A 25,687-nucleotide genomic window follows, 5' to 3' on the forward strand; every position below is an offset into this window, starting at 1 on the left:
CTTTTCCAAGGAGGTGGACATGAAGCCCTATTACTGGAAATCGCAGCACGGCAATTTCGGCGACGACCTCAATCTCTGGCTCTGGGACTTCCTGCTGCCGGGCTTTCGCGCGGTCCATCCGGACGTGCTGCTCGTCGGCGTCGGCACCGTGCTGAACAGGGCCTTGCTGCCCGAGGCAGGGCGCAAGCTCGTCATCGGCAGCGGCTTCGGCTACGGCGCGCTGCCGGACATGCGGGATGAAGGCGTCTGGGACATTCGCTGCGTGCGCGGGCCGCTGACGGCGCAAAAGGTGGGTGTGCCGGAGGCGCTGGGCGTCATCGACCCGGCGGTGCTGGTGGCCGACATGCCGGAGTTTTCAAACCTGCCGAAGCGTCATGGCTGCAGCTTCGTGCCCCATTGGGAATCGGCGGTGGCGGGCCTGTGGCCCACCGTCTGCACCACGGCCGGCCTCACCTATATCGATCCGCGCGGCGAGGCGAAGGCGGTGATCCGGGCAATCGCACAGTCAGAGCGGATCGTCGCGGAATCCATGCATGGCGCGATCCTCGCCGACGCCTTCCGCGTGCCCTGGGTGGCCGTCAGCACGTCGGACAGCATCAACAGCTTCAAATGGCGCGACTGGGCCGCAACGGTAGGGGTCGAGCACCGGCCGCGGCGCGTGCCGATCTCCAGCCGCGCGGAGGCCATCGTCAAGGGCGCCCGCTTCTGGGGCGTCGATTACGAGGGGCGCAGCGCCGTGCGGCCCGCGCCCGGCCAGGCCGGGGATGTCGCGGTGGCCGAGGCCGCCAGGCCGGCATCCGGCGCGGGCCTTCGCCTTGCGGCCAAGCAGGTGCTCGCCGCCCCCTCGACACTGGCGCTCTGGCAGGCGAGCCGCGCCGAGCCGCAACTCAGCGCCGACACCCGCCTCGCAGCGCGCAAGGCACAGCTCTACGATGTGCTGGAAGACGTGCGGCGCGACTACCTGTAAAGCCGGCGATGCCGGGCCGGCCCTGTCAGGCCGGCTCGGCGGGGGAGGCGGGCAAAAGGTAGCGCGGGCCTGCCGGCGCCGGCGGCTGCGGACGCAAACGCCGGTAGGCGGTCTCCGCCTTGTCGCGCAGGATGCCGCCGGCAATGGCCGGCAGGGTGGCAGGATTGCCGAAGGCATAGGCGAGCGCCGCACCGACGCCCCGCTCCCGCCTGCTGTCGAGGAAATGGCGCAGGGCATGACGGTCGCCGATCTGGCGGCAGTGCCGGCGCATGACGCCGAGCGCCTCCGGGGAAACGCCGCCCGCCGCAAGGATCGACCGCTCCGCTGCATGCAGCGCCGCCAGATCCTCCGTGCGGTGCCGGCCGCTGAGCGAGTTCTCACGCACCAGCGCGCCGTAGCCACAGCTCTCGATCACCGTATAGCGCGCGCCGTTTGCCAGCGCCCGCACATAGAGCTCGTAGTCCTCGCCCAGCCGCATCTCTTCGCGGTAGCGCAGCCCGTGCGCATCGAGAAAGGCGCGGCGCATGAGCGGCTTCAGGAAACCGAGTTCTCCGCGCGGCGCGCCGCGGCGGGAGATGTTGCCCTCCACGAAGGCCTTGAGATCGAGCCGGCGCGGGCGGGGCGCGAACTGCGCCGGCTGGCGGAGCGGCTCGGTCTCGGCCATGAAGGCGATGTTGTCAGCGATGAAATCCCAGTCCGGGCAGGCGAGCATCTGGCGGAAACGGCCGGGAAAGAAGATGTCGTCCGCATCGAGAATGGCGATCAGCGGCGCGCGGGACACCGCAATCGCCCGGTTGCGGGCCGCCGAGGGTCCGCGGTTTTGGACGAAACCCAGGATATCCAGCCGGCCGCTCGCATCGTTCGCGGCGGCGGCCGCCGCCATGGTGCGGTCGTCCGAGCCGTCGTCGACCACCACGACTTCGGCCACTTCCGGCTGCGCAAGAGCCGAGCCAACGGCCTTCCCGATCGTCTTTTCTGCATTCTTCGCGGCAATGATGACGCAGACCGTTTCTTCCCGGGCCATGAGCACTCCCCGTCACGCGTTGGACCATGGCGCGGTACCTGCCCGCGCTGCAATGCAGCATGAAAGGGGAAAAGGGCACAAAAACGACCCGCAGGGGTCATGCGGGGGTCAGGGTTTGGAGTGGCCGGGCTCGTTCATCGAAACGGGAACCTTGCTCTTGGCCGCGTCGCGGGATTTGTCGGCATCCGGCGTGCCGGGGTCGGTTCCCTGCCGGCGCTCCCGCGCCGTCCGCCAGACGAGAAAGAGCGTGGTGAGGAAGTAGCCGATCTGGATGAGGATGGCGCAGAGGAACGTCTGCCAGGCGGTTGTGGCGAGCGAACCGGTGGACAGATAGCTCACCACGGCGAAGGCGACGAGCGCGATGGCCATGCTGAGGAAGAAGCGCGGCGCATAGGCCATGCTGTCCCGCCACTTTTTGTCCGGTACGCGTTTCATCGTTGGATTCGCCTTCTCCTCGCAGGCTGCCCGGCACTATAATGTGCCGCTTCAAGAGGTGCAATCAAAGGCCAGAACCCGCAGGCGCCTGCACCGGTTCCACCCTAGCCCGGCGACCTTGCGCTTCCGTTAAACCAAACCGCCTGCGATTCGCCGCCTTGTTTTCGCCCCAATCAAGCCCGGTTGCGCGCCGCATGCGGGTTATCGCACCTCCAGCCTATCCGCGGAGTTGCGAAGGCCATGCCGATGGATCAAATTTTGTTACGGTTTCAGTGCCTTTTCATCGGAAACTGTGCGTTGCAAAAGCAATATTGCATCGCAAAATAAACGGCGCTCCGCGTGTATATTTTGAGAGAATTTCAACCTGTGAAAGTCGATTACCGGAATCGCTTCGTACTTATCTGGCATGATTTTTATCAAAAGAAGTGATTGTGAAGAAGCCTACTGAATATCTGAGACAGAAAAAAACGGAAATATCCGGGCGCATCACGAAAACAGGCCGAACCATCTGCGGAAGGACTTCAATTTAGCACATAACGTATTTCTTAAATTCACAGCGTCCGCAACTAACACCGACTTCACGTTTCAAAAAACAAACTGTGACCACACAGTCCGCATTGGATGACGAGGCGCGTCCGAAGGGACCGACCCTATCGCAAATCCAAGTGGAGCCCTCTCTATGAAGTCCGCGACACGATCGGCCAGTTCGCCGTATTTCAGTTCGTTTGCAACCGGCGCCCCGCCGGTGGGAGGAATATCGAAACGAAGCTTCGACATCCTCGTGGCGCTTGGCGCCTTCATCCTCATCAGCCCCATCTTCCTGATGATCATGGCGCTGGTGAAGTTTTCCGACGGCGGCAGTGTCTTCTACGGCCATCGCCGCATCGGCTACAACGGCACGACCTTCCGCTGCCTGAAGTTCCGCACGATGGCGGAAAATGGCGACGCCATCATGCAGCAATACCTGAAGGACAACCCGGCCGCCTATGAGGAGTGGCGCAACGCGCGCAAGCTGCAGCACGATCCGCGCGTGACCGTCGTCGGCACCGTGCTGCGCAAGCTCAGCCTCGACGAGCTGCCACAGCTCTTCAACATCCTGCGCGGCGAGATGAGCCTCGTCGGGCCGCGTCCGGTGGTGGAAGACGAACTGGAGCTCTACGAGGCCTCCGCCATCTACTATCTCCAGACCCGCCCCGGCCTTACGGGCCTCTGGCAGGTCAGCGGGCGCAACGACGTGTCCTATGCGGCACGCGTCGCCTTCGATACGCACTATGTGTGCAACTGGTCACTGGTAAGCGATCTCATGATCGTCGCCCGCACCATCCCGGCCGTCTGCCTTTCGCGCGGCAGCTATTGATCCGGCAGCAACGCCCGCGGCCCCGGCTGCGGAGCGCCGGAAGACAGGGGTTCTCATGAACACGAAGACACCGAACGCGGCTTTCGCCGCAGCCGCGTTTCCCATGAAGGCACGCACGGCGCTGTGCCTTGCTTTTCTCGTCCTTGCCGGTCCGGCGGGTGCACAGGCCGGTGAATACCGGCTCGGCGTGATGGACAAGCTGCGCATCCGCGTTGCCGAATGGCAGACCGCCGAAGGGGCGATCCGCGACTGGAGCGCCGTCAGTGGCGACTACAGCATCGGAGCGGACGGAGCGGTTTCCGTGCCCTTCATCGGCCCGTTGCCGGCAGACGGCCGCACGACCGGCGAGCTTGCCGAGGAGATCGGCCAGAAGATGCAGGTGCTGTTCGGCCTGCGCGACCGTCCGTCCGCCTCGGTGGAGATCGCCGAATACCGGCCGGTCTATCTCGCCGGCGAGGTGCAGACGCCCGGCGCCTATCCCTATGCACCGGGGCTGACGGTGCTGAAGGCCGTCAGCTTCGGCGGGGGCCTGCGCCGCGCCGATGCCAGCCAGCGCTTCACGCGGGATTTCCTGCGCTCCGAAGGCGAGGCCGCCGTCTTTCTTTCCGAACGCAACCGCCTGCTGGTCCGCCGCGCCCGCATCCAGGCGGAAATGAACAACGCCAAGGGCATCGCCATGCCGAAGGAGCTCGGCGAGGCCGAGGAGGCGCGCGCCCTGATGGAAAGCGAGACGGCGCTGATGGTCTCGCGGGAGAAGCGCCAACGCCTGCAATTGACGGCGCTCGCCGACCTAAAATCCCTGCTCAGCACCGAGATCGAGGCGCTCGGCAAGAAATCGCAGACCCAGACGCGGCAGCTCGAGCTCGTCCAGGCCGATCTCGACAAGGTCGACACACTCGCCGAAAAGGGCCTGGCGATCAGCTCCCGGCGGCTGGCGCTGGAGCAGCGCACGGCCGACCTGCAAGCCGCCCTGCTCGACATCGACACCGCCTCGCTGAAGGCCAAGCAGGACATCAACAAGGCCACGCAGGACGAGACCAACCTCACGAACGACTGGGATGCGCAGCTTGCCCAGGAGTTGCAGAACACCGAGCAGGAACTCGACACGCTGGCCCTGAAACTCGGCACGAGCCGTAGCCTGATGTCGGAGGCGCTGATGCAATCGGCCGATGCGGCCGCCTTCAAGGACGGGCTCTCCTCCGCCAACATCGCCTATTCGATCCTGCGCACGGTGAAGGGCAAGGCCGAAGAGATCAGCGCCACCGAGACGACGACGGTCCTGCCGGGCGACATCGTCAAGGTGGGGCTGAGCCTGAAGACGCAGTGAGCCGGACATGCGGATCGCCAAGGCAAGCCTGATCGAGCCGGGAGCCAACACGGCCTATGCCGCAACGGCCGTCGCGCTGTCCTTCTTCGTCTTCGCCTATTCCTTCCGCTTCGGTCAGGTGTCGATCCTCGCCTACTACGCGCTGTGGCTGCCACTGGTCGTCGTCGACTACCGGCGGGTGCTCGGGAACTATGCGCGCTACGGCTGGATCTTCGCCTTCGCCATTTTCGCCTGCCTTTCCGTCTTCTGGTCGCAGGCGCCAGGCGTCACGACCCGGGCGGGCGTGCAATATCTCTCCCATGTCGTCTGCGCGCTGATCGCCATGCGCGTCGTCGACACGCGCACGCTGGTGCGCGGCGGCCTTGCCGGCACGGCGCTCGTCTTGTGTTACTCGCTCGTCTTCGGCGTCTACCATCTCGATCCGCTCGACGGCACCTACAGCTTCGTCGGCGCCTTCGCCTCCAAGAACCAGCTTGGCTTTTATGCCTCGCTCGCCGTGCTCTTCGCCTTCGCCGCGCTCTTTCTCGGGGGTGAGCGCGGGGCGTGGAAGCTCGTCGCCCTTGTCTGCGTGGCGGTCGCGCTCTACTGCCTGAAAGCCTCGCAATCGGCGACCTCCGTGCTGACGACCGCCGCCGTCGCGGGCCTCTGCCTCGGGCTGAAGGCGCTGGAATGGCTGGCGCCGGCACACCGCAAGATCCTGTTTCTCGTGCTCGCCGTCTTCGCCGCGCTCGTGCTCCTCGCCGGAGCCTATGGCGGGGGCTATGCGCTGGTGCTCGGCGCCTTCGGCAAGGATGCGACGCTGACGGGGCGCACCTATCTCTGGCAGCAGGGCATCGAGACAGCCGCGACCGCACCCTTCGTCGGCATCGGCTACCAGGCCTTCTGGGTGCAGGGTTTTGCCGAGGCCGAGCGGCTGTGGGCCGCCTTCTTCATCGGCACCCGCTCGGGCTTCCACTTCCACAACACCTTCATCGCCGCGACGGTGGAGACCGGTCTGATCGGCTGCCTGCTCCTGTCGATGGTGCTGCTCGTCGCACTCGCCGGCCATCTCCACCGGCTACTCTCTGCCGCGCACGACCTGGAGGCGCTGGTTCTCTTCACCGTGGCGGCGCTTTTGGCGGTGCGCACCTTCGTCGAGATCGACATCCTCAATCCCTACCATGTCGGCTCGTTCCTACTCTATTTCGCCGCCGGCAAGCTGGCCGATGCCCGCCGCGCCCGAAGGCTGCAGCCGGTGTATCGCGTCAGGCTGCCACTGCGCCCAGAAGGGGCCATCCGCCCATGACGGAGGAAACACGGCCGGTGACAACGCTCTACGGCATCCAGTACTTGCGAGCGCTCGCCGCGCTCGCGGTCGTCTTCTTCCATGCCGGCGAGCGCAGCGGCCATGCGCTGGCGATCGGCGCGGCGGGGGTCGACGTCTTCTTCGTCATCAGCGGCTTCATCATGTGGGTGATCGTCGCGCGGCGCCCGGTCTCGCCCGGCCGTTTCCTTGCCGAGCGCCTGCGCCGCATCGTGCCCGTCTATTGGCTCGCGACCGGGGCCATGGTGGCAGGCGCGCTGCTCGGCCTCTTCCCCAATCTCGCGCTGACGGCACAGCACCTCCTCGCCTCGCTGTTCTTCGTGCCCTTGCCCTCGCCGAGCAGCGGCGAGATCTGGCCGCTGCTCGTCCAGGGCTGGACGCTCAACTACGAGCTCTTCTTCTATGCCGTCTTCGCCGCCTGCCTGTTGCTGCCGGCGCGCATGAGGCTTGCCGCCGTTGCCGCGATCTTCCTCGGCCTTGTCACGCTCGGCCTCACGGTGACAAGCGACAACCCGCTCTTCGTCACCTATACGCGGCCGATCATCCTGGAATTCGTCGCGGGCATGCTGATCGGCCGGCTGTGGCTAACCGGGCGCGTGCGAGGCAGGGGGCTGGGCCTCGCGCTCGTTACGCTGTCGCTCGCCGGCTTCGCCGTGATCGGCCTCCTGCGGCTGCCCTTCGACGAATGGACCTGTGGGCCGCTCGCGGCCATGCTGGTCTACGGCACGGCGGCGCTGGAGCGGGAGGGCGGCGTGCCGCGTCTGAGACTACCGGCGCTTTTCGGCGATGCGTCCTATTCGATCTATCTCTGGCACACCTTCGCCATCTCTGTCGTGGCGAAGGCGGGCGTCACGCTCGGCCTGGCGCCGGCGCTCATCTTCATCGCCGCGGTCCTCGCCGGCGTCCTTTCCGGCCTTGCCGGCTATCGGCTCATCGAGCGCCCGCTGCTGCGCGGGTTTTCCGGAAAGCGCCGCACGGACGCTGCCCGGCGGGCGGTTGCAGCCGAGGGCTAAGCTCTCGTGTCCCGTCAGGCCCGGAGCACGGGGAACGTGAGCTCCACCACCGTCCCCTTTCCCTGTATCGAGAGGATGCGGGCGTCGCCGCCACTCTGGCGCACGAAGCCGTAGACCACGGCAAGGCCGAGGCCGGCGCCGCCTTCCTCGTCGCGCGTGGTGAAATAGGGCTCGAAGGCCTTGTCGGCAGCTTCCGGCGACATGCCGATACCCTCGTCGGCCACCGAAACCACGACGCCGGCTCCCCCGCCGAGGCAGCGGATGAGGATCGTTCCCCCCGACGGCATGGCGGCGGCGGCGTTGAGGCAGAGATTGAGCACGGACTGCTCGAACAGCGCCGCATCGAGCAGCACCGTCGGCAGGCCATCGGCAATGTCGAAGACGAGCCGGCACTTCTCCCCGACGGCGATCTCCAGCACGTCCGCCATGCCGCGCAGCAGCGCACCGATTTCCACCGCGCCGGGATGGATCGGCTGCTGGCTGCCGATGGAAAGCATGCTGCCGGCCAGCGACCGGCCCCGGTCGGCGGCCTTGCGGATGCGGGCAAGGTGGCGCTTCTGCCGGTCGTTGAAGCCGGTCTCGCGCTCCAGGAGGCCGAGGCTGCCGGTGATGATGCCGATCATGTTGCCGACCTCGTGGCTCACCTGGTGCGTCATGCGCATGATGCCGTCGAGACGCTGGATCTTGGCGGTCTCCGCCTCCTGCCGGTCGATGTCTGTGACGTCGCGCGCCAAAAGCACGATACCGCCATCCGGCTGGCGCGACAGCGAGACCTCCGTCACCCGCCCTGCCTCGGAGCGATGGCGCAGCACGGAGCGATCGCCGAGCGCGCCCGCCTCGCCCTCGGCAGGTAGCAGCGCCGGGTCGATCTCGGGGATCGGCGCGACGAACTTGCGCACCGGCAGTTTGCGCGCCGAGCCCGACCAGCCGACCAGTTCGATGACGCGGCGGTTCATGGTGATCGGCTTGCCGCGCGGATCGAACAGCGCGATGCCCTCGTTCATGGTGCGGAAGGTGGAGCGGATGGTGCGCGCGGCGGCCTCGGCGGTGCGCCGCAGCCGCGAGACGCGCTCGACGCTTTCCCGGAAGGCCCGGAAGGCCTCCAGCAACCGCACCAGCTCGGTCTCCGTGCCGTCGTAGCGCGGCGCGTCGACATCCTTGCACCCTTCCGCCAGCGCATTCATGCCGTTGGACAGCGCAACGATGCCGCGCGAGACGCGCATGACGGAGCGGATGGAGAAGATCGCCATGACGAGCACGAGCAGCGCCGCAAAGGCGACGATGACGAGCAGGCGGCTCAGCGCGGCGGATGTCGAGGCGAGATCGTCGTTCAGGCTGCGCGCGACCGCCTCGCTCTGGGTTTCGGTGGCGTGCGAAAGATCGCGGGACACGGAATGCAGCCGCGAGACGGCGGCGCGGATGGAAAACATTTCGAGGAGATAGCGCGTCTGCGCCTCGAAGATGCGCTCGTAGGGCGCGAATTCGGCAGCGGAAATCCGCACGTCCGGCGCTGCACGCGCAATGCGCGGCGCGGTTTCGGCCACATAGCGGCGGCGCAGTTCCCCGAGCTGGAACAGGCTGTCGGAATTGGACACCGACTGCACGATGGCGTTCAGCCGCCGGCGGAAATCGGCATCCGCGATGCCGCTGCCGGTAGCGATCTCGCCGAGCGCCGCGGCGGCCTCGGCCTTGTGCTGCTGGGCGCTGTCCGCATCGCCGGCAAGTGCCGTGGTCTGCGTGCGGATCGTTTCGAGAAGCTCGACGATACGGGTGCTGGCAAAACCCTTCATCCCGGCCGGGCCGCTATCCGGCGCCATGGCGTGCAGCAGCGCATCGACCTGCGCGACCACCGAGCGGCTTTCGCTGGAAACCCGGTAGGGCGAGGTGGCGTTCATCAGGAAGGGCGCGCTGGAGACGAGATCGGAGACCTGTCGCGAGACCAGCGAGGCCTTGGCGAGGCTGGAAAAGGCCTGCAGGCCATAGGTCGCCATCTCCTCGCGCGCCCGCTGCAAGCCATAGATGGCGATGGTCGACAGGCTGACGACGAGCACGCAGATGAAGACGATCGCAAAGGGCAGGCGGAAGGCGATCGAGGACAGGAAGGGGCGGTTGATCACGGCGAAAGCTCGGCGTCGTCGGTGTCGAGCACATAACCCTTGCCGCGCCGCGTCTTGATATGGCGCGGCAGGTCCGGATTGCGCTCGATCTTGCGGCGCAGGCGCAGCACCAGCACGTCGACGTTGCGGTCAATGTAGCGGTCGCTTTCCGCGCCGAGACGGTCGAGGATATGCGCCCGGCTGACCGGGATGTTCGGCGTCTCGGCGAGGATTTCCAGCAGGGCGAATTCAGCGCCGGTCAGCGACTTTCCGGGATCGGTGCGGCAGACGGCGCGGCGGCGCGCCAGATCCACCGACCAGTCGCCGAGCTTCAGGGAAGCCGGCTCGTGCTCACGCTCGCCGTCCCGCTCGGGCTTCAGCGTGGGGATCGTCCGCCGCAGCACGGCCTTGATGCGCGCCGTCAGCTCGATGGGCTCGAAGGGCTTGACGACATAGTCGTCCGCCGCCGTCTCCAGCCCCAGCACCCGGTCGGCGGCGCTGCCCGCCGCCGTCACCATGACGATGCCGATACTGGTCTGCGCGCGCAGGCGCTGGGCGAAGGCCCTGCCGGAAATGCCGGGCAGGTTATGGTCGATGAGCACGAGATGCACGCTCTCGCGCGCCAGCACGCCCGCCGCCATCTCCGCCGATGGTGCGGTCACCGGTATCCAGCCCTCGGCCTCCACCAGATCGGAGATGAGCTCCGCCATGTCGGGATCGTCCTCGACGATCAGAATCCGTACCCTCTCGTTCAACACATGTCCGTCCTCCCGCACCCATCATAGTAAGGCCCGGATGATTGTTCAAAGCAGCTCGCATTATGCGGCTTTGTCACATTTGTAACCTTTGTCATTTTTGACAGGGCGCGCCGGCCGGGGATTGTAAGAACGGTAACCATTCTTCGATTGCGGTGCGCGGCGGATATGCCATCCTGAACACGGAGATTGGAACGTCCGGCAGTGAGGAGGGCGTTCCAAATGGGAGGAACATCGTGAGAGGCATCAGCGCTTTCGGCGCGGGCGTGGCCCTGTGGCTGGCGACCGCCACGGCCGGCATGACGGCCCCTTCGCTCACCGTCCTGTGCGGTGTGGACGAGGTGTGGTGTGCCGCCATGCAGAAGGCCTACGAGGCGGAAACCGGCCTTGAGATCGCGATGACGCGCCGGAGCACCGGCGACATCCTCAACCAGATCCGCGCGGAAAAGGACGCGCCCACCATAGACGTCTGGTGGGGTGGCACGGGCGACACGCATCTGCAGGCCGGTTCGGAAAACCTGCTCGAGCCTTACCAGCCGGCGCATGAGCGCGACATGCTGCCCTGGGCGCAGAACTTCTTCGCCATGTCCGGCGGCCGCTCGGCCGGCATCTATGCCGGGGCGCTGGGCTTTGCCTACAATGCCGACCTGCTGCGTGCGGCGAAGCTGCCGGCGCCGACCTGCTGGAAGGACCTGGCGGACATCGCCTATCGCGGCCGCATCCAGAGCGGCAATCCGAACTCCTCCGGCACCGCGTTCACGACACTGGCGACGCTGGTGCAGCTCTTCGGCGAGGACGAGGCCTTCCGCTATCTCGCCGCGCTCAACCGCAACATCGAGCGCTACACGGCGTCTGGCTCCGCCCCGGTCAAGGCTGCGGCGCGGGGCGAGGTGCTGATCGGCATTTCCTTCATGCACGATGCGGTCACGCAGAAACAGGCGGGGTCCCCGCTGGTCATCGTCGCGCCCTGCGAAGGTACGGGCTACGAGATCGGCGCCGTCAGCATCGTCAGGGGCGCGCGCCATGTCGAAGCGGCACAACGCTTCGTCGATTTCGCGCTGAGCCCGGAAGGCCAGGCGACGGGTGCCGCGGCCGGCCAGAACCAGGTACCTTCGAATTCCATGGCGAGCCTGCCGCTCGCCGCGCCCGACATCTCGCTGATCAAGATGGTGGACTACGACTTCGCCACCTTCGGCACGCCCGAAGAACGACATCGGCTGCTCAAACGGTTCGACGCGGTGCTCTCCGCAACGAACTGATCGAGGACCGGAAACAGACCCAAATCGACAAGAACGCGAACGAGCCGCCCGCGGGCAGCCCGATGGCCCCGGCATGTCCGTTCGCGCCAGGATTCAAACCAAGGCAACAGGAGGATGCCCCAATGAAGACCAAGACCCTTTCCCTCATGCTTTTCGCCGGAACGGCGCTTGCCGCCCTGCCGGCGCAGGCGGCCGGCGACCTCAACCTCATCTGCTCGGCCGACGTCGTCATCTGCGAGCAGATGAAGGGCGATTTCGAGAAGGCGCACAGCGACATCAAGGTGAACATGGTGCGCCTGTCCTCGGGCGAGACCTATGCCAAGGTGCGCGCCGAGGCCCGCAACCCGAAGACCGACATCTGGTGGGGCGGCACCGGCGATCCGCATCTCCAGGCCGCCTCGGAAAACCTGACGCTGGAATACAAGTCGCCGAAGCTCGACGAACTCAACGACTGGGCGAAGAAACAGGCCGAAAGCGCTGGCTACAAGACGGTCGGCATCTATGCCGGTGCGCTCGGCTGGGGCTACAACACCGAGATCTTCAAGGCGAAGGGTTTCAAGGAGCCGGTCTGCTGGGCCGATCTCCTGGCACCGGAGCTGAAGGGCGAAATCCAGATCGCCAACCCCAACTCCTCCGGCACCGCCTATACGGCGCTCGCCTCCCTCGTGCAGATCATGGGCGAGGACCCGGCCTTCGACTACCTGAAGAAGCTCAACGACAACATCTCGCAATACACCAAGTCCGGCTCGGCACCCGTCAAGGCGGCGGCCCGCGGCGAGACGGCGCTCGGCATCGTCTTCGTGCATGACGCGGTGACGCAGACGGCCGAAGGCTTCCCGGTCAAGTCGATCACGCCCTGCGAGGGCACCGGCTACGAGATCGGCTCCATGTCGATCGTCAAGGGCGCGCGCAACCTCGACAACGCCAAGGTCTGGTACGACTGGGCGCTGACCCCGGAAGTCCAGTCGCGCATGAAGGATGCGAAATCCTTCCAGCTGCCGTCCAACAAGAGCGCCGAAATCCCGAAGGAGGCACCGCGCTTCGAGGACATCAAGCTGATCGACTACGACTTCAAGACCTATGGCGACCCGGCCAAGCGCAAGGCGCTGCTGGAGCGCTGGGACCGTGAAGTCGGCGCGGCCGCCAACTGACGGCCTGATGGACGGCGCCCGTCTCCTCCGGGCGCCGTCTTCCCGAAACGACAAATCACAGCGAGGTCGGCCATGAGACATGGCAATCGCAGGCTGGACGTGGTCCTGATCCTGGGCGTGGTCGCTTTGACCCTACTGCCCTGGTACCGGATCGACGGCGGCTTCTACGGGTTCGGTTGGCTGGCCGGGTTCCCTCTTTCCACCGAGGCCGCGCCTGGCCTCGTGCAGATCGCCGTGCATGGCCGCCTGTGGCTGGCCGGTAGCGCGCTTCTTCTTCTTCTCGCGGTCGCCGCGCGCAGCATGGCGGATCCGATGCGCCGTGGTGCAGCCCTCGCCTTTCTGGGCGCGCTCGGCATCCTCTTCCTGTCGCTGCAGGGCCTTGCCATCGGCTTTTCCGGCTGGACATGGACGGTGAGCGAAAGCCTGTTCGGCGCGCTTTCGGACGGCCAGCCCTCGATGGGCGCCGGGGCCGTGCTCTCGGCGGTCGTCTTCGTGCTTCTCTTCGCCTTCGGCCTTGCCGAGCGCGGCGTGATGAAGGGCGATGCCTTCGTCGTCAGCGCCATCTCGCTGCTCGTCTTCCTCGTCGCGGTCTTCGTCTTCTATCCGATCGGCAGCATGTTCGCCGGCTCGGTGCAGGATTTCGACGGCTCGTTCAATCCGGACGGCTTCATCCGCAACATGCAGGATCCCGGCATCTGGAGCCTCAGCTGCGTCATCGGTGACGGGCGCTGCGGCGTCGCCTGGCGCACCCTGTGGCTCGCCATCATGACGGGCCTCGGCTCAACGCTGCTCGGCCTTGCCTTCGCGCTGGTCGCCACCCGCACGCGCTTTCCCTACAAGAAGGGCCTGCGCCTCCTCACCATCCTGCCGATCATCACGCCGCCCTTCGTCATCGGCCTGGCGCTGACGCTGCTCTTCGGCCGCGCGGGCGTCGTCACACAGGGGCTTTCCGATCTCTTCGGCATCGAGCCCGGCCGCTGGCTCTACGGCCTCACCGGCATCTGGATCGCGCAGGTCCTCTCCTTCACGCCGATCGCCTTCCTCGTCCTGATCGGCGTCGTCGAGGGTGTCAGCCCGTCGATGGAGGAGGCCTCCACGACACTGCGCGCCGATCGCTGGCGCACCTTCCGGCGCGTCTCGCTGCCCCTGATGAAGCCGGGCCTCGCCAATGCCTTCCTCATCGGCTTCATCGAGAGCATGGCCGATTTCGGCAATCCGCTGGTGCTCGGCGGCAGCCACGGCGTGCTCTCGACGGAGATCTTCTTCGCCGTGGTCGGCTCGCAGAACGACCCATCGCGCGCCGCCGTGCTCGCCACGGTCCTGCTCGTCTTCACGCTCTCGGCCTTCCTCGCCCAGCGCTTCTGGCTGTCGGGCAAGAACTTCGCCACCGTGACGGGCAAGGGCGACAGCGGGGCGCATATCGCGCTGCCGCGCGGGGTGTCGCTCGGCGTGCATGCCATCGTCATCCCCTGGGGCCTGTTCACGCTGGTCGTCTACGGCATGATCCTCGTCGGCGGCTTCGTGAAGACCTGGGGCCTCGACAACTCGCTGACGCTCGACCACTACGCCAAGGCCTTCTCCATCGGCTTCGATGGCGGCATCGCCTGGACGGGCGTTGCCTGGAACTCGTTCTGGACGACGATGGAGATCGCGCTGATCTCCGCACCGCTGACGGCCATCGTCGGCCTTCTGACGGCCTACATCATCGTGCGCCAGAAATTCACCGGCAAGAACGTCTTCGAGTTCGCGCTGATGATGAGCTTTGCCATTCCCGGCACGGTCATCGGCGTCAGCTACATCATGGCCTTCAACCTGCCCCCGCTGGAGATGACCGGCTCGGCACTGATCCTCATCGCCTGCTTCGTCTTCCGCAACATGCCGGTCGGCGTGCGCGGCGGGATTGCGGCGATGAGCCAGCTCGACAAGAGCCTGGACGAGGCCTCGCTGACGCTGCGTGCCGGCAGCTTCCGCACCATCCGCAAGGTCATCCTGCCGCTCCTGCGGCCCGCCATCACCGCCGCGCTCGTCTATTCCTTCGTGCGCGCCATCACCTCGATCAGCGCCGTCATCTTCCTCGTCAGCGCCGAATACAACATGGCGACCTCCTATATCGTCGGCCTCGTCGAGAACGGCGAGTACGGCGTGGCGATCGCCTATTCCTCCATGCTGATCGTCGTGATGATCACGGTCATCACCGGCTTCCAGCTTCTCGTGGGCGAACGGCGCCTGCGCCGTGAGAACCGCGTCGCCGGCCTTGCCCCCTCTCGTCAGGAGAAAATCGCATGATCAACCAGAAAGCCGGCTCCGTCACGTTCGAGAACGTGAAGAAGACCTTCGGCGCCTTCACCGCCATTCCCGACCTCTCGCTCACCATCGAGCCCGGCACGCTCGTCACCCTGCTCGGCCCTTCCGGCTGCGGCAAGACGACGACGCTGCGCATGCTCGCCGGGCTGGAACATCCGACGGCCGGGCGCATCCTCATCGGGGGCAAGGACGTCACCATGCTGCCGGCCAACGAGCGCGACGTCTCGATGGTCTTCCAGTCCTATGCGCTCTTTCCGCATATGAGTTCGCTCGACAACGTCGCCTATGGCCTCGAATCCTCCGGCCTCTCGCGCAAGGAGGCGCGGGAGAAGGCGGAGGAGGGGCTGGCACTCGTCGGCCTCGCCGGCATGGGCGGACGCCTGCCGGCCGAACTTTCCGGCGGCCAGCAGCAACGTGTCGCCGTCGCCCGCGCGCTGGTGCTGGAACCGCAGGTGCTTCTGCTCGACGAGCCGCTCTCCAACCTCGACGCGCGCCTGCGCCGGCGGGTGCGCACGGAGATCCGCGAACTTCAGCAGCGCCTCGGCTTCACCGCCGTCTATGTCACGCATGATCAGGACGAGGCGCTCGCCGTCTCCGACCGCATCATCGTCATGAAGGATGGCGAGATCGCGCAGTCCGGCGCCCCGCGCGATCTCTACGAGTTCCCCGCCTCCGCCTTCATCGCCGATTTCATGGGCGAGGCGAATGTCATCGCCTGCGAGGTCCTGGGCATCGACGGCACGGAGGCCGACATCCGCATCGGCAACCTGAAGCACCGCGTGCCGGCCGGCCGGGCGAAGCCGGGCGCTGCCAGTCTTGCCGTGCGCCCCGGCGCGGTAACGCTCGCCGAAGGCCGCGGCGAGGGGCTGGCCGGGCGCATCCTGCATTCGGCCTATCTCGGCGACCATGTCGAATACGAGGTGGAGACCGATGTCGGCACGCTCTTCATCGTCGACCATGCCATCGACCGCATCCTGCCCGCTGCCTCCGACGCCACGCTCGGCTTCAAGGGCCGCGGCATCGCCCTCATCAGCAACTAGAGCAAGTCCACTTTTCTTCGAATCGCGGAAACGCTCTATCTTTTTGTTTTTACGCAATTCCGGACGCAAAACCGCTTCGCACTTTTGCTGGAATTGCTTACCCAAGGAAAACAGCATGACGTCGCAAGAGACGGACCTAGACAGACGCTTCGTCCTCGCCAAGGCCATCGCCCAGGAGGCGGGAGCCATGGCACTCGATTATTTCAACCGTCGCGACAGCCTGGTGATCGAGACAAAGCGCGACCCGCAGGATGTCGTCTCCATCGCCGACCGCACCGTGGAAAAGCTGATCCGCGAGCGGGTCGAGGCGACGTTCCCCGGGGACGGCTTCCTCGGCGAGGAGTTCGGCCACACGGCCGGCAGCTCCGGCTACACCTGGGTGGTCGATCCCATCGACGGCACCGCGCCTTTCGTCAGCGGCATGCCGACCTGGTGCGTCTCGATCGCCGTGCTGCACCACAATGAGCCCGTCATCGGCGTCATCGGCGCGCCCTGCCACAACGAGCTCTATGCCGCCGCCGCCGGCCGGGGCGCCAAGCTCAACGGCAAGGTCCTGACGCTGGATCCCACCCGCAACGTGCGCAACGCCATGACCGGCATCGGCGCCAACAGCCATGTGACGCCGGACGCCATGGCCGACATCATCCGCCGGCTGCTGCAGGCAGGCGGCACCTTCATCCGCAACGGCTCCGGTGCGCTGATGCTCGCCTATGTCGCGGCCGGCCGGCTCGTCGGCTACTACGAGCCCTACATGCACGCCTGGGATTGCCTTGCCGGCTATTGCCTCGTGAAGGAGGCCGGCGGCTGGCATCATCCCTTCCCGGTGGAGGGCGAGCAATTGACCAGGGGCGGGCCGGTCGTCGCCGCCGGCCCGGGCGCCCGCGCCGACCTCGAAAGGCTGGCCGGGCTCACCTAGCAGGTCGGCTTTGCGCATGAATGCACGGCTGTGCAATATAATATTGACAAGCACCGACCCTCAGTGATTGACTGCACCCAATGACCAATCGGGATGGGAGGAAACATTCCCGGTTTGGTCAAATTCGGTGCGGTGGCCGGCGAAAGCGGGCAGGGGAGGAAACATTGCACGGCTTTGCGAACACTGTTGGAAAAACGTGCCGCAGCGCACAAGGCGGGCTTCATGGCCGCCTCTGATGCGACTGTAGCGCCGGCGCCCGTTGGCGGCGCGCGCTGGCGCTACCGGTTGCGGCTGGCGCTGCGCGAGCCGACGACTGTCATCGCCGTCCTGATGGCGGCGCTGTTCGCCTATCTCATCGTCGTGCCGATCCTGTCGATCCTTGCGGACGCGGCGACCGTGCAGTTCGGTGACGAGCGGCGCACGGCAGGCGAAACGGGCAGCTTCACCGCCTACTACCTCTACCGCGCCTTCGCTTCGCCGGTCGCGCACGATCTCTTCTGGGAACCGCTCCTCAACACGCTGAAGGTCGCCTTCGGCGCCATTGCCATCTCGCTGTCGGTGGGCGGCATTCTCGCCTGGCTGATCGCGCGCACCGACATGTTCGGCCGCCGCTGGTTCGCCACCGCCCTCATCGTGCCCTACATGCTGCCGGCCTGGACCTTCGCGCTCGCCTGGACCACGTTGTTCAAGAACCGCACCGTCGGCGGCCAGCCGGGCTGGTTCGAGGCGGTGGGCCTGACGCCGCCGGACTGGCTCGCCTATGGCCAGGTACCGATCACCATCATCCTCGCGCTGCACTATACCCCTTTCGTCATCCTGCTGTTCGGCTCGGCGCTGCGCCGCTTCGACAGCCAGCTGGAGGACAGCGCGCGCATTCTCGGTGCGCCGGGCCGGGTGGTCGCCCTGCAGATCATCCTGCCGCTAATGCGCCCCGCGCTGCTGTCGGCCGTGCTGCTCATCTTCGCCAAATGCCTCGGCGAGTTCGGCGTGCCCTATGTGCTCGGCCTGCCGGTGAAGTTCGACGTGCTGGCGACCTCGCTCTACCGGTCCATCGGCTCGCGCCAGACCGGCGTTGCGGGCGTGCTCGCCGGCGCCATCATGCTGATCGGCGTGCTGGCCATCATGATCGACGCGCATCTCGCCCGCGAGGCGCGCCGCTTCGTCACCGTCGGCTCCAAGGGCGCGATGAACCGGCTGTCGCGGCTGAAATCCTGGCGCTGGCCGGCCAGCGGCTTTGCCGCCGCCATCTTCGTCGTCTCGGTCGGCATGCCCCTCCTGACGCTGGCGCTTTCGACGGTCATGCACCAGCCCGGCAGCTTCGCCCTGTCGAACTTCACGCTCGACTACTGGATCGGCCAGGACCTGCCGACGGTTGCCATGCGCACCGGCATCCTGCTCAGCCCCGATCTCTGGCAGGCGGCGTGGAACACGATTTCGATCGTCGGTATCGCCTCCATCTGCTCGGGCATCCTCGGCGTGCTGACGGGCTATGTCGTGGTGCGCACCACCATCCGGCCGCTGGCGATCTTCCTGCGGCAGGTCACCTTCATGCCCTATCTGGTGCCCGGCATCGCCTTTGCCGCGGCCTATCTCTCGCTTTTCGCCGTGCAGCGCGGGCCGATCCCCGGCCTCTACGGCACGACGCTGATCCTCATCCTCGCGCTGATGGCGGACCAGATGCCCTATGCATCCCGCGCCGGCATTTCGGCCATGATGCAGCTTGGCAAGGATCCGGAGGAGGCAGCGCAGATCGTCGGCGCCGGCTGGTTCCGCCGCATGACATCGATCGTCATCCCGATCCAGAAGGGCTCGCTCGTCACCGGCATCCTCCTGCCCTTCATCTCGGGCATCAAAGGGCTCAGCCTCTTCGTCATCCTCGCCGTGCCCGCCACGGACGTGCTGACGACCTTCTCGCTGCGCCTCGTGGACTACAACTATACCCAGGCCGCCAATGCCGTGGTGCTGATCATCGCCGGCCTTGCCTATGGCGGCACGGTGCTCGCCCAGCGGCTCACCCGCACCAACCTTGCCGAGGGACTTGGAAACTGATGCCCGATATCGTTCTCAGCCATGTGCAGAAATCCTACGGCGCCGGCTCGCCCAACGCGGTGAGCGACCTCGACCTCCACATCGGGGACGGCGAGTTCATGTGCCTGCTCGGGCCCTCCGGCTGCGGCAAGACGACGACGCTGCGCATGATCGCGGGGCTGGAGAACCTGACCGACGGCGAGATCGGCGTCGGCGGGAAGATCGTCGACAGCCCGGCGCGCGGTGCCTTCATCGGCCCGGAAAAGCGCGGCATGGGCCTCGTCTTCCAGTCCTATGCGCTCTGGCCGCATCTCACCATCGAGCGCAACACGGATTTCGGCCTGCGCCTGCGCAAGATGCCGAAGGCCGAGCGCGAGGCGCGCGTCACCGAGGTCATGAAGGCGCTGGATATCGAGAAGTACCGGCACCGCTATCCCTCGCAGCTCTCCGGCGGCCAGCAGCAGCGTGTGGCGCTCGCCCGCATGCTGGCGGTCAATCCCGGGGTGTTGCTGCTCGACGAGCCGCTGTCCAACCTTGACGCGCGCCTGAGGCTCGAAATGCGCGCCGAACTGAAGCGCATCCACGCCGCCTTCCGCACCACCATCGTCTTCGTCACGCACGACCAGTGGGAGGCGATGACGCTCGCCACCTCCATCGCCGTCATGAACGAGGGCCGGTTGCAGCAGCTCGGCACGCCCAACGACATCTACGACCGGCCGGCAAACCGCTTCGTCGCCGAATTCGTCGGCAGTCCGCCGATCAACATTCTCGAAACCGCGACCGGCCATACGCTGGATCGCGCCGCATCGCATTGGCTCGCCGGTCGGCTCGGCGAGAGCGCGGGGGTCGGCTCGGTGGGCTTCCGGCCCGAGGCCCTGCAGATCGCGCGCTCGGAGGCTGCCGTTCCCGGCGACAGCTTCCGCCATGCGGCCGAGGTTACCGGCATCCTGCCGACCGGCGGAAGCTGGATCATCGAACTGAAGGTCGACGGCCGCGCCCTTTTCGCCACCACCACCGAATGCCCGGTGCTGAAGGGCGGCGAGCGGGTCTTCGTCCATGCGCGGCCGACGGCCATGCACGTCTTCGACGCGGCGGGCCTGAGGCTCCCCGGCGCTGACGACACGCTGGCGCAGGCCGCCTGAACCGAAACGGAAACTGAAACCCGCGCCATCCGATGGGAAGAGACGGATGGGGCGAAGCTGGAGGAGGAGAGCATGCGGAAATACGGTTTACTGGCGGGTGTCGCCCTTGTGCTCGGCATGGCCGGCGGGGCGCTGGCGGAAGAGTTCAATCTCGACGCCCTCATCGAGGCGGCAAAGAAGGAGCCGCCGCTGTCGGTCTATGACAGCACCGGCAAGATCGTCGACATGGTCGAGGCGTTCAACGCCAAATACGGGTTGAAGGCGGAGGGCGCCAAATCCAAGGCGACCGCGCAGCTCGAGACGATCATCCGCGAATCCCAGTCGGGCAACATCCAGACGGACGTGTCCTTCATCTCCGACCCCTCGGCGGTGGTCGGCCAGCTGATGCCCGCCGGCTTTGTGGAAAACTGGGTGCCGCCGGATCTCGCCAAGGACATCTCGCCCGAGGCGCACAACCCGCTGCTCGTCGTTTCGAGCCCCAACTTCCTCGCCTACAACACCAAGCTCTACGACAAGTGCCCGATCACCAACATCTGGCAGCTCACCGAGGCGGAGTGGAAGGGCAAGGTCGCGATGCAGGACCCGCTCGGCAAGCCGTCCTACACCGACTGGTTCAACCAGATGCGCAGCCGCATCGACGACAAGATCGCCGCCGCCTACGAAAAGCAGTACGGCAAGAAGCTGGAAAGCGACCTCGGCAGCGCGACGCAAGCCTTCGTGGCGGCGCTGGCGGCCAACGGCCCGCTGCTGACGGATTCGGATTCCGCCGCCGCCGAGGCCGTCGCCGCGCCCGGCCAGAGCGAGCCCTTCATCGGCCTCGTCTCCTCCGCCAAGTTCCGCGACAATGCGGGCAAGGGCTTCACGCTCGGCCTTTGCGCCGGGGTGGATCCAATCATCGGTTTCGCCAACCCGACGGTCGGCGTCATCGTCAAGGGCTCGGACAGCCCGAACACGGCGAAGCTCTTCGTCCACTACGCCATGACGGCCGAGGGCATCGCACCGCAGACCGACGACGGCAAGATGTCGAGCAATCGCAGCGTGGGCCTGCCCGCCGACGAGCCGTCGGGCATCAGCAAACATCTTGAAACGCTGCTGATCTACGACCCCGCGACGGGCCTCGAAGACTGGGACAGCCGGCAGGACTGGCAGGATTTCTGGCGCGTCCACTACAAGCGCTGAGCGAAAGACGGGCGGGCCGGTCCGCGGCCCGCCTGCCGCCTTTGCAGCGGGACTGACGAACCGAAAACGACGAACAGGGCAGGAAAGACAGGGCGCATGAGCATTGACGACGGGGCGATCGATCGCCGGGAGGCCTTCCTGCACGACCTGGTCCACGAGGCGGCGGATCTCGCCCGCGCGGGCTTTGCCCGGCAGACGGGGCAGGCGATCAGCATGAAGGGCCCGCAGGATTACCTCACGGAAACCGACGGGCAGGTGGAGGATCATCTGCGCGCCCGGATTTCCGACGCCTTCCCCGAGGACGGCTTCCTTGGCGAGGAGGGCGGCGGCGAGCCGGGCCGCCAGGCCTGGGTGGTCGATCCCATCGACGGCACGGCCAATTTCGCCCGCGCGATCCCGCATTTCTGCGTCGCCATCGCCTTCATTGCGGACGGCGAGGTGCAGCTCGGCGCCATCGTCAACCCCGTGCTGGACGAGGTCTATTTCGCCCGCCTCGGTCGCGGGGCTACCCTCAACGGCAAGCCGATCCACGTTTCCGCCACGACCGACATCACCGCAACCTCCTTCGAGATGGGCTGGTCGAACCGCCGGCCGCTCTCCCGCTATATCGGCGCGCTCAACGCGCTCTATGAGGCGGGCAGCAATGTCCGGCGCGGCGCCTGCGGAGCGCTGGGGCTCGCCTATGTTGCGGACGGGCGCAGCGATGGCTATGCGGAGCTGCACATGAATTCCTGGGATTGCCTTGCCGGTCTCCTCCTCGTGCGCGAGGCCGGCGGGGTGACGGGGCCGTTCCTGTCGCTCGGCGGGCTGACCGCCGGCGCTGCCGTGCTGGCCGCCGCGCCGGGCGTCGCCGCCACCCTGTCGGAGGCGACAGGCATTCCCCTTCTCGCCGGGCCGGACCTTCTGGCCGCAGCGGAAGAAGAGCATCGGAGAACCGCATGACCGAAAAGAAAACCCGCCATTACGATCGCCCGTCGATCAGCCGCGTCTACGAAAACCTGCCGGGCTTCGGCGTCGATCTCTTCGTCGGCGGCCGCGAGGGAGCATCGGACGTACCGCTGCTGCGCGAGAACGGCATTTCCACCGTGCTCAACTGTGCGGTCAATCTCGACTTCAACTATGTCGCGGCGCCCGATGAAGTCTCGCATGACAGCCGCGTCGGCTACGGCCCGGCACCCATCCGCTACTACAAGCTCGGCATTGTCGACGGTCCCGGCAATCCCGACACGATGTTCCTCGCCGGTTACTACCAGCTGCTCGGCGCGCTGCAGCAGATACTTCCCGAAAAGCCGAGCTACCCGATGCGCGAGCGCGGCAACGTGCTGGTCAACTGCCGGGCCGGGCGTTCCCGCTCGGTAATCCTCGCCGCGCTGCTGCTGCACCTGCAGATCCCCGGCGAATTCCCGACGCTCGCCTCCGCCGTCGACCTTGTGCGGGTGAAGCGCGCGCTGCACCCCGACGAATGGCACGAGACGCCGAAGCCCATGCTGGTCGCCGCCGCCGAAAGCGCCGCCGGCTGGGTGCGCCTCGTCGAGGCCGACCGTGCCCGCGCTGCCGCCCCCGCAAGGGCCACCGCATGATCCGCATCGCCGTCATTGCCGATCCGCATGTGCATGATTGTGCCTGGATACCGGACGGTTCGGGCCTGCCCGGCGCCATCCGCAGCTTCGCCGAGACCGCCGCCTCGACCCGCGTCTTCAACGAGAGCATCCCCGCCTTCCGCGCGGCGCTGGACCGCGTCGCCGCGTCAGGCGCGAAGATCGTGCTCCTCGTCGGCGACCTCACCGACGACGGCCAGCGGCCGAATATCCGCGCCGCGCTTGCCCTTGTTGCGGAGTATCGGGAGCGCCATGGCATCCGCGTGCTGATGACCCCCGGCAACCACGATTTCTATGCCCTTGCCGGCCGACCGCAGGACAAGAGCTTCCTCATGACCGACGGCACGCCGCTGCTCCTGCGCAGCGCCGATTGCCCGGAGGCGGCAACGCTTGGCACGGCGGAGGCGCTTGCCATGCTCTCCGGCCTCGGCTTCACGCCGGAAGCCGGCGATCTCCACTGGGAAAGCCCCTTCGGCACCGACCCCGCCTGGTCGGCCCGCAGTTACGAAGCGGTGAGCCCGGACGGCGGCACGCGCTGCCGGATGATCGATTCCTCCTATCTCGTCGAGCCGGTGGAAGGCCTCTGGGTGCTCGCCATCGACGCCAATGTCTGCGTGCCGCGCGACGGGGCGGACGATCTTGCCGATCCTGCCCAGTTCCACGATCCGACCGACGGCGGCTGGCGGGCGGTGCTCGCGCATCGCGCCCATCTCTTTGCCTGGATGGCGGACGTGGCGGCACGGGCGAAGGTGAAGGGCAAGCGGCTCGTCGCCTTCTCGCATTATCCGGCGCTCGATCCGCTCGGCGGCGTGTCGAGCGAGGAGGTCGCGCTGTTCGGCGCCACCGGCCTTGCCCGCCGCGCGCCGACGGCTGCGGTGGCCGATGCGTTTGCCGCCACCGGCGTTCCCCTGCATTTTTCCGGCCATCTTCATGTCAACGACACGGCGCGGCACGAGACGGGCGCGGGGCGCTTCGTCAATATCGCGGTGCCATCGCCGGTCGGCTACGGGCCGGGCCTGAAGATCGTCGATCTCCATGCCGATCGCAGCGAGATCCGCACGCTCTCGCTGCGGCAGGTGCCCGGCCACGACGCAGCCTTTGCGGCCTATCGCGCCGAGGCGGCGCGGGAAGGGGCGGAGGAGCCTGCCGCCAGCTCGGCGGCCGATCATGGCGCCTTCCTCAGCTGCCATCTGGTCAATCTCGTGCACGGGCGCTATCTCGCACGCGAATGGCCGCGCGAGATGGTGGAGTTCGCGCGCACGGCGACGGTCGCCGATCTTCTTGAAGCGCTTGGGTTCGACCGCGCCGGCGCGCCGGCCTTCGGCCTCGGCGCGCTCGTCGAGGACTGGTATCGGCTGCGCAAGGCGGGTGAACTCAGCCATGCGGACATCGCAGCCGACCGGCTGGCCTTCTATCGGGACATCTGCGCAAGGGCGCCGCATATCGAGGGCGACGGCCTGCCGGCCCGCTTCGCCACGCTGCTGCGCATGATGCGCGCCTATCTCGAACGCCCGCCGAACCGGGATTTCTCCCTCAGCCTGCCCGACCTTGCCGTCAGGGCACTTTAGAGTTTGTCAGGGAAAAGTGGGAACCGGTTTTCCCGAAGAGAAAAACGAACACAAAGAAACCTAGAACCTGTCAGGTTCAGAATGAACCTGACAGGTTCTAGGGCCGTACGCTCTTGCGCCAGGCGACCTGCGTCGGCAGGCGCTTGGGCGGGGCGGGCTCGGCCTCGTCCTTCTCGATGATGGCGACGATATGGTCGGCGATCGCGCCAATCGGCTGGCGGAAGGTGGTGAGGTTGTAGCCGATCCAGCCCGCCTGCGGGATATCGTCGAAGCCGACGACGCAGAGCGCCTCGGGGATGTCGAGGCGGAATTCCAGCCGGGCCACATCCATGAAGCCGAGCGCCAGCAGGTCGGTGACGCAGAACACGCCGTCCGGCCGGCTGGAGGCCCCGAGCAGCTGGCGGGCGCCCTCCGCGCCGGTCGCGTAGCTGGTCGGCCCGGCACGGCTGACCTGGGCTTCAAGCCCGAGCTCGGCGGCAGCGGCGACGAAGGACTGTTCCCGCGTCACGATGCTCGGCGTGCCGGCCGTCGAGCTGACCACGGCAAGGCGCCGGCAGCCGGCGCGGTGCAGCATGAGGCAGGCTTCGCGCGCAGCGCTCTCGTTGTCCACCAGCACGATCTCCGGCCCCTCGATCGGGTCGTCGCGGTTGATGAGGATCACACGCTGGCCGTTCTCGATGCAGGTCTCGATCAGCGAGACAGGCGGGGCGCCTGACACCACCACCGTGGCGTCCGCCCGGTAGTTCAGCGTCTGGCGCAGGGCCGCCTCGACATTGTCCGGCTGGCCGGCGGTATTCAGCACCATCACCACCTTGCCGATCGCCTGCAGCTTGCGCGTGGTGACCTCCACCACATTGGAGTGGAAAGGCGCCTGAAGTTCCGCCACGATCATGCAGACGATGCCGGACCGGTGATGGATCAGCCCGCGCGCCAGATGGTTGACGTGGTATCCGAGTTTTTCCGCCGCCGCGAGCACCTTGGCACGCGTTGCCGGCGAAACGCTGGCCCCGTCGGTGAAGGTGCGCGAGACGGCCGAGCGCGAGACGCCCGCGAGCTCGGCCACGCGAATGGCGCTGACCGAGGCCTTTTTCGGCCTGGATCTGGGTGTCGACACGTCTTCCTGCCTCCGGTGGCGTCTACGCCTACTTGCGCATATTCTTCGCCCTGTGCAAAGCGGCGCCGGGGCAGATTTCTCCGGAAAAACCGGAAATCATGCGGAGCATTC

The 25,687-nt window shown here is 66.7% G+C and carries 21 protein-coding genes; 16 read left to right on the top strand and 5 right to left on the bottom strand.

Going from position 1 to position 25,687, the window contains the following annotated elements; all coding sequences use genetic code 11:
• The first annotated feature begins 19 nt into the window (after window positions 1-19).
• Entirely contained in the window at window positions 20-967 is a 948-nt protein-coding gene (locus AKG11_RS14340) for a polysaccharide pyruvyl transferase family protein (RefSeq protein ID WP_050744330.1), read from the top strand.
• 25 nt (window positions 968-992) lie between these two features.
• Here the strand turns inward: AKG11_RS14340 and AKG11_RS14345 are convergent, their stop codons facing one another.
• Both AKG11_RS14345 and AKG11_RS14350 read right to left on the bottom strand, forming a co-directional pair.
• Entirely contained in the window at window positions 993-1,991 is a 999-nt protein-coding gene (locus tag AKG11_RS14345) for a glycosyltransferase family 2 protein (protein ID WP_050744331.1), read from the bottom strand.
• A gap of 108 nt (window positions 1,992-2,099) precedes the next feature.
• On the bottom strand, window positions 2,100-2,426 hold the full coding sequence (locus tag AKG11_RS14350; RefSeq protein ID WP_024270521.1) for an exopolysaccharide production repressor protein: 327 nt from the start codon (window positions 2,424-2,426) through the stop codon (window positions 2,100-2,102).
• Window positions 2,427-3,105: 679 nt separating this feature from the next.
• On the opposite strand from AKG11_RS14350, the gene AKG11_RS14355 reads away from it, so the two are divergent.
• From AKG11_RS14355 to AKG11_RS14370, 4 genes are all read left to right on the top strand, one after another.
• A complete protein-coding gene (locus AKG11_RS14355; RefSeq protein WP_050744332.1) occupies window positions 3,106-3,783 on the top strand; it encodes a sugar transferase in 678 nt (225 codons plus the stop codon).
• A gap of 103 nt (window positions 3,784-3,886) precedes the next feature.
• Window positions 3,887-5,110, top strand: a complete 1,224-nt coding sequence (locus AKG11_RS14360) for a polysaccharide biosynthesis/export family protein (protein WP_037407048.1) — start codon at window positions 3,887-3,889, stop codon at window positions 5,108-5,110.
• Between the two features lie 7 nt (window positions 5,111-5,117).
• Window positions 5,118-6,395: an O-antigen ligase family protein gene (locus AKG11_RS14365; protein ID WP_050744333.1), complete on the top strand. Its 1,278-nt coding sequence runs from the start codon at window positions 5,118-5,120 to the stop codon at window positions 6,393-6,395.
• Between the two features lie 17 nt (window positions 6,396-6,412).
• Window positions 6,413-7,426 (top strand): acyltransferase family protein, encoded by a 1,014-nt coding sequence (locus tag AKG11_RS14370; RefSeq protein WP_050744423.1) that lies wholly within the window; start codon window positions 6,413-6,415, stop codon window positions 7,424-7,426.
• Between the two features lie 14 nt (window positions 7,427-7,440).
• On the opposite strand, the gene AKG11_RS14375 is transcribed toward AKG11_RS14370, so the two are convergent.
• Window positions 7,441-9,543 carry an ATP-binding protein gene (locus AKG11_RS14375; RefSeq protein ID WP_050744334.1) on the bottom strand — a complete coding sequence of 701 codons (2,103 nt, stop codon included), beginning with the start codon at window positions 9,541-9,543 and terminating at the stop codon, window positions 7,441-7,443.
• A complete protein-coding gene (locus AKG11_RS14380; RefSeq protein ID WP_050744335.1) occupies window positions 9,540-10,280 on the bottom strand; it encodes a response regulator in 741 nt (246 codons plus the stop codon). Before AKG11_RS14380 ends, AKG11_RS14375 begins: the two co-directional genes overlap by 4 nt.
• Before the next feature lie 233 nt (window positions 10,281-10,513).
• Here AKG11_RS14380 and AKG11_RS14385 point away from each other — a divergent pair, with 233 nt between their 5' ends.
• The 11 genes from AKG11_RS14385 (at window position 10,514) to AKG11_RS14435 (ending at window position 24,462) form a co-directional block, all read left to right on the top strand.
• Window positions 10,514-11,536: an ABC transporter substrate-binding protein gene (locus AKG11_RS14385; protein WP_245290159.1), complete on the top strand. Its 1,023-nt coding sequence runs from the start codon at window positions 10,514-10,516 to the stop codon at window positions 11,534-11,536.
• Between the two features lie 122 nt (window positions 11,537-11,658).
• Window positions 11,659-12,687 carry an ABC transporter substrate-binding protein gene (locus tag AKG11_RS14390; protein WP_023515868.1) on the top strand — a complete coding sequence of 343 codons (1,029 nt, stop codon included), beginning with the start codon at window positions 11,659-11,661 and terminating at the stop codon, window positions 12,685-12,687.
• A gap of 72 nt (window positions 12,688-12,759) precedes the next feature.
• Window positions 12,760-14,973, top strand: a complete 2,214-nt coding sequence (locus AKG11_RS14395; protein ID WP_050744336.1) for an ABC transporter permease — start codon at window positions 12,760-12,762, stop codon at window positions 14,971-14,973.
• Window positions 14,970-16,031, top strand: a complete 1,062-nt coding sequence (locus AKG11_RS14400) for an ABC transporter ATP-binding protein (RefSeq protein WP_050744337.1) — start codon at window positions 14,970-14,972, stop codon at window positions 16,029-16,031. The genes AKG11_RS14395 and AKG11_RS14400 overlap by 4 nt, the downstream gene beginning before the upstream one ends.
• A 115-nt stretch (window positions 16,032-16,146) precedes the next feature.
• Window positions 16,147-16,947, top strand: a complete 801-nt coding sequence (locus tag AKG11_RS14405) for an inositol monophosphatase family protein (protein WP_050744338.1) — start codon at window positions 16,147-16,149, stop codon at window positions 16,945-16,947.
• A gap of 222 nt (window positions 16,948-17,169) precedes the next feature.
• Entirely contained in the window at window positions 17,170-18,996 is a 1,827-nt protein-coding gene (locus tag AKG11_RS14410) for an ABC transporter permease (RefSeq protein WP_050744425.1), read from the top strand.
• Window positions 18,996-20,117, top strand: a complete 1,122-nt coding sequence (locus tag AKG11_RS14415) for an ABC transporter ATP-binding protein (protein WP_050744339.1) — start codon at window positions 18,996-18,998, stop codon at window positions 20,115-20,117. The genes AKG11_RS14410 and AKG11_RS14415 overlap by 1 nt, the downstream gene beginning before the upstream one ends.
• A 72-nt stretch (window positions 20,118-20,189) precedes the next feature.
• On the top strand, window positions 20,190-21,296 hold the full coding sequence (locus AKG11_RS14420) for an ABC transporter substrate-binding protein (protein ID WP_050744340.1): 1,107 nt from the start codon (window positions 20,190-20,192) through the stop codon (window positions 21,294-21,296).
• A gap of 96 nt (window positions 21,297-21,392) precedes the next feature.
• Entirely contained in the window at window positions 21,393-22,238 is an 846-nt protein-coding gene (locus AKG11_RS14425) for an inositol monophosphatase family protein (protein ID WP_050744341.1), read from the top strand.
• Window positions 22,235-22,876, top strand: a complete 642-nt coding sequence (locus AKG11_RS14430) for a dual specificity protein phosphatase family protein (protein WP_050744342.1) — start codon at window positions 22,235-22,237, stop codon at window positions 22,874-22,876. Before AKG11_RS14425 ends, AKG11_RS14430 begins: the two co-directional genes overlap by 4 nt.
• Window positions 22,873-24,462 (top strand): metallophosphoesterase family protein, encoded by a 1,590-nt coding sequence (locus AKG11_RS14435; protein ID WP_050744343.1) that lies wholly within the window; start codon window positions 22,873-22,875, stop codon window positions 24,460-24,462. The genes AKG11_RS14430 and AKG11_RS14435 overlap by 4 nt, the downstream gene beginning before the upstream one ends.
• Window positions 24,463-24,559: 97 nt before the next feature.
• Here the strand turns inward: AKG11_RS14435 and AKG11_RS14440 are convergent, their stop codons facing one another.
• On the bottom strand, window positions 24,560-25,576 hold the full coding sequence (locus AKG11_RS14440; protein ID WP_023517343.1) for a LacI family DNA-binding transcriptional regulator: 1,017 nt from the start codon (window positions 25,574-25,576) through the stop codon (window positions 24,560-24,562).
• Window positions 25,577-25,687: the final 111 nt, after the last annotated feature.

The organism is Shinella sp. SUS2 (genome assembly GCF_001262505.1).
Lineage (GTDB): Bacteria > Pseudomonadota > Alphaproteobacteria > Rhizobiales > Rhizobiaceae > Shinella.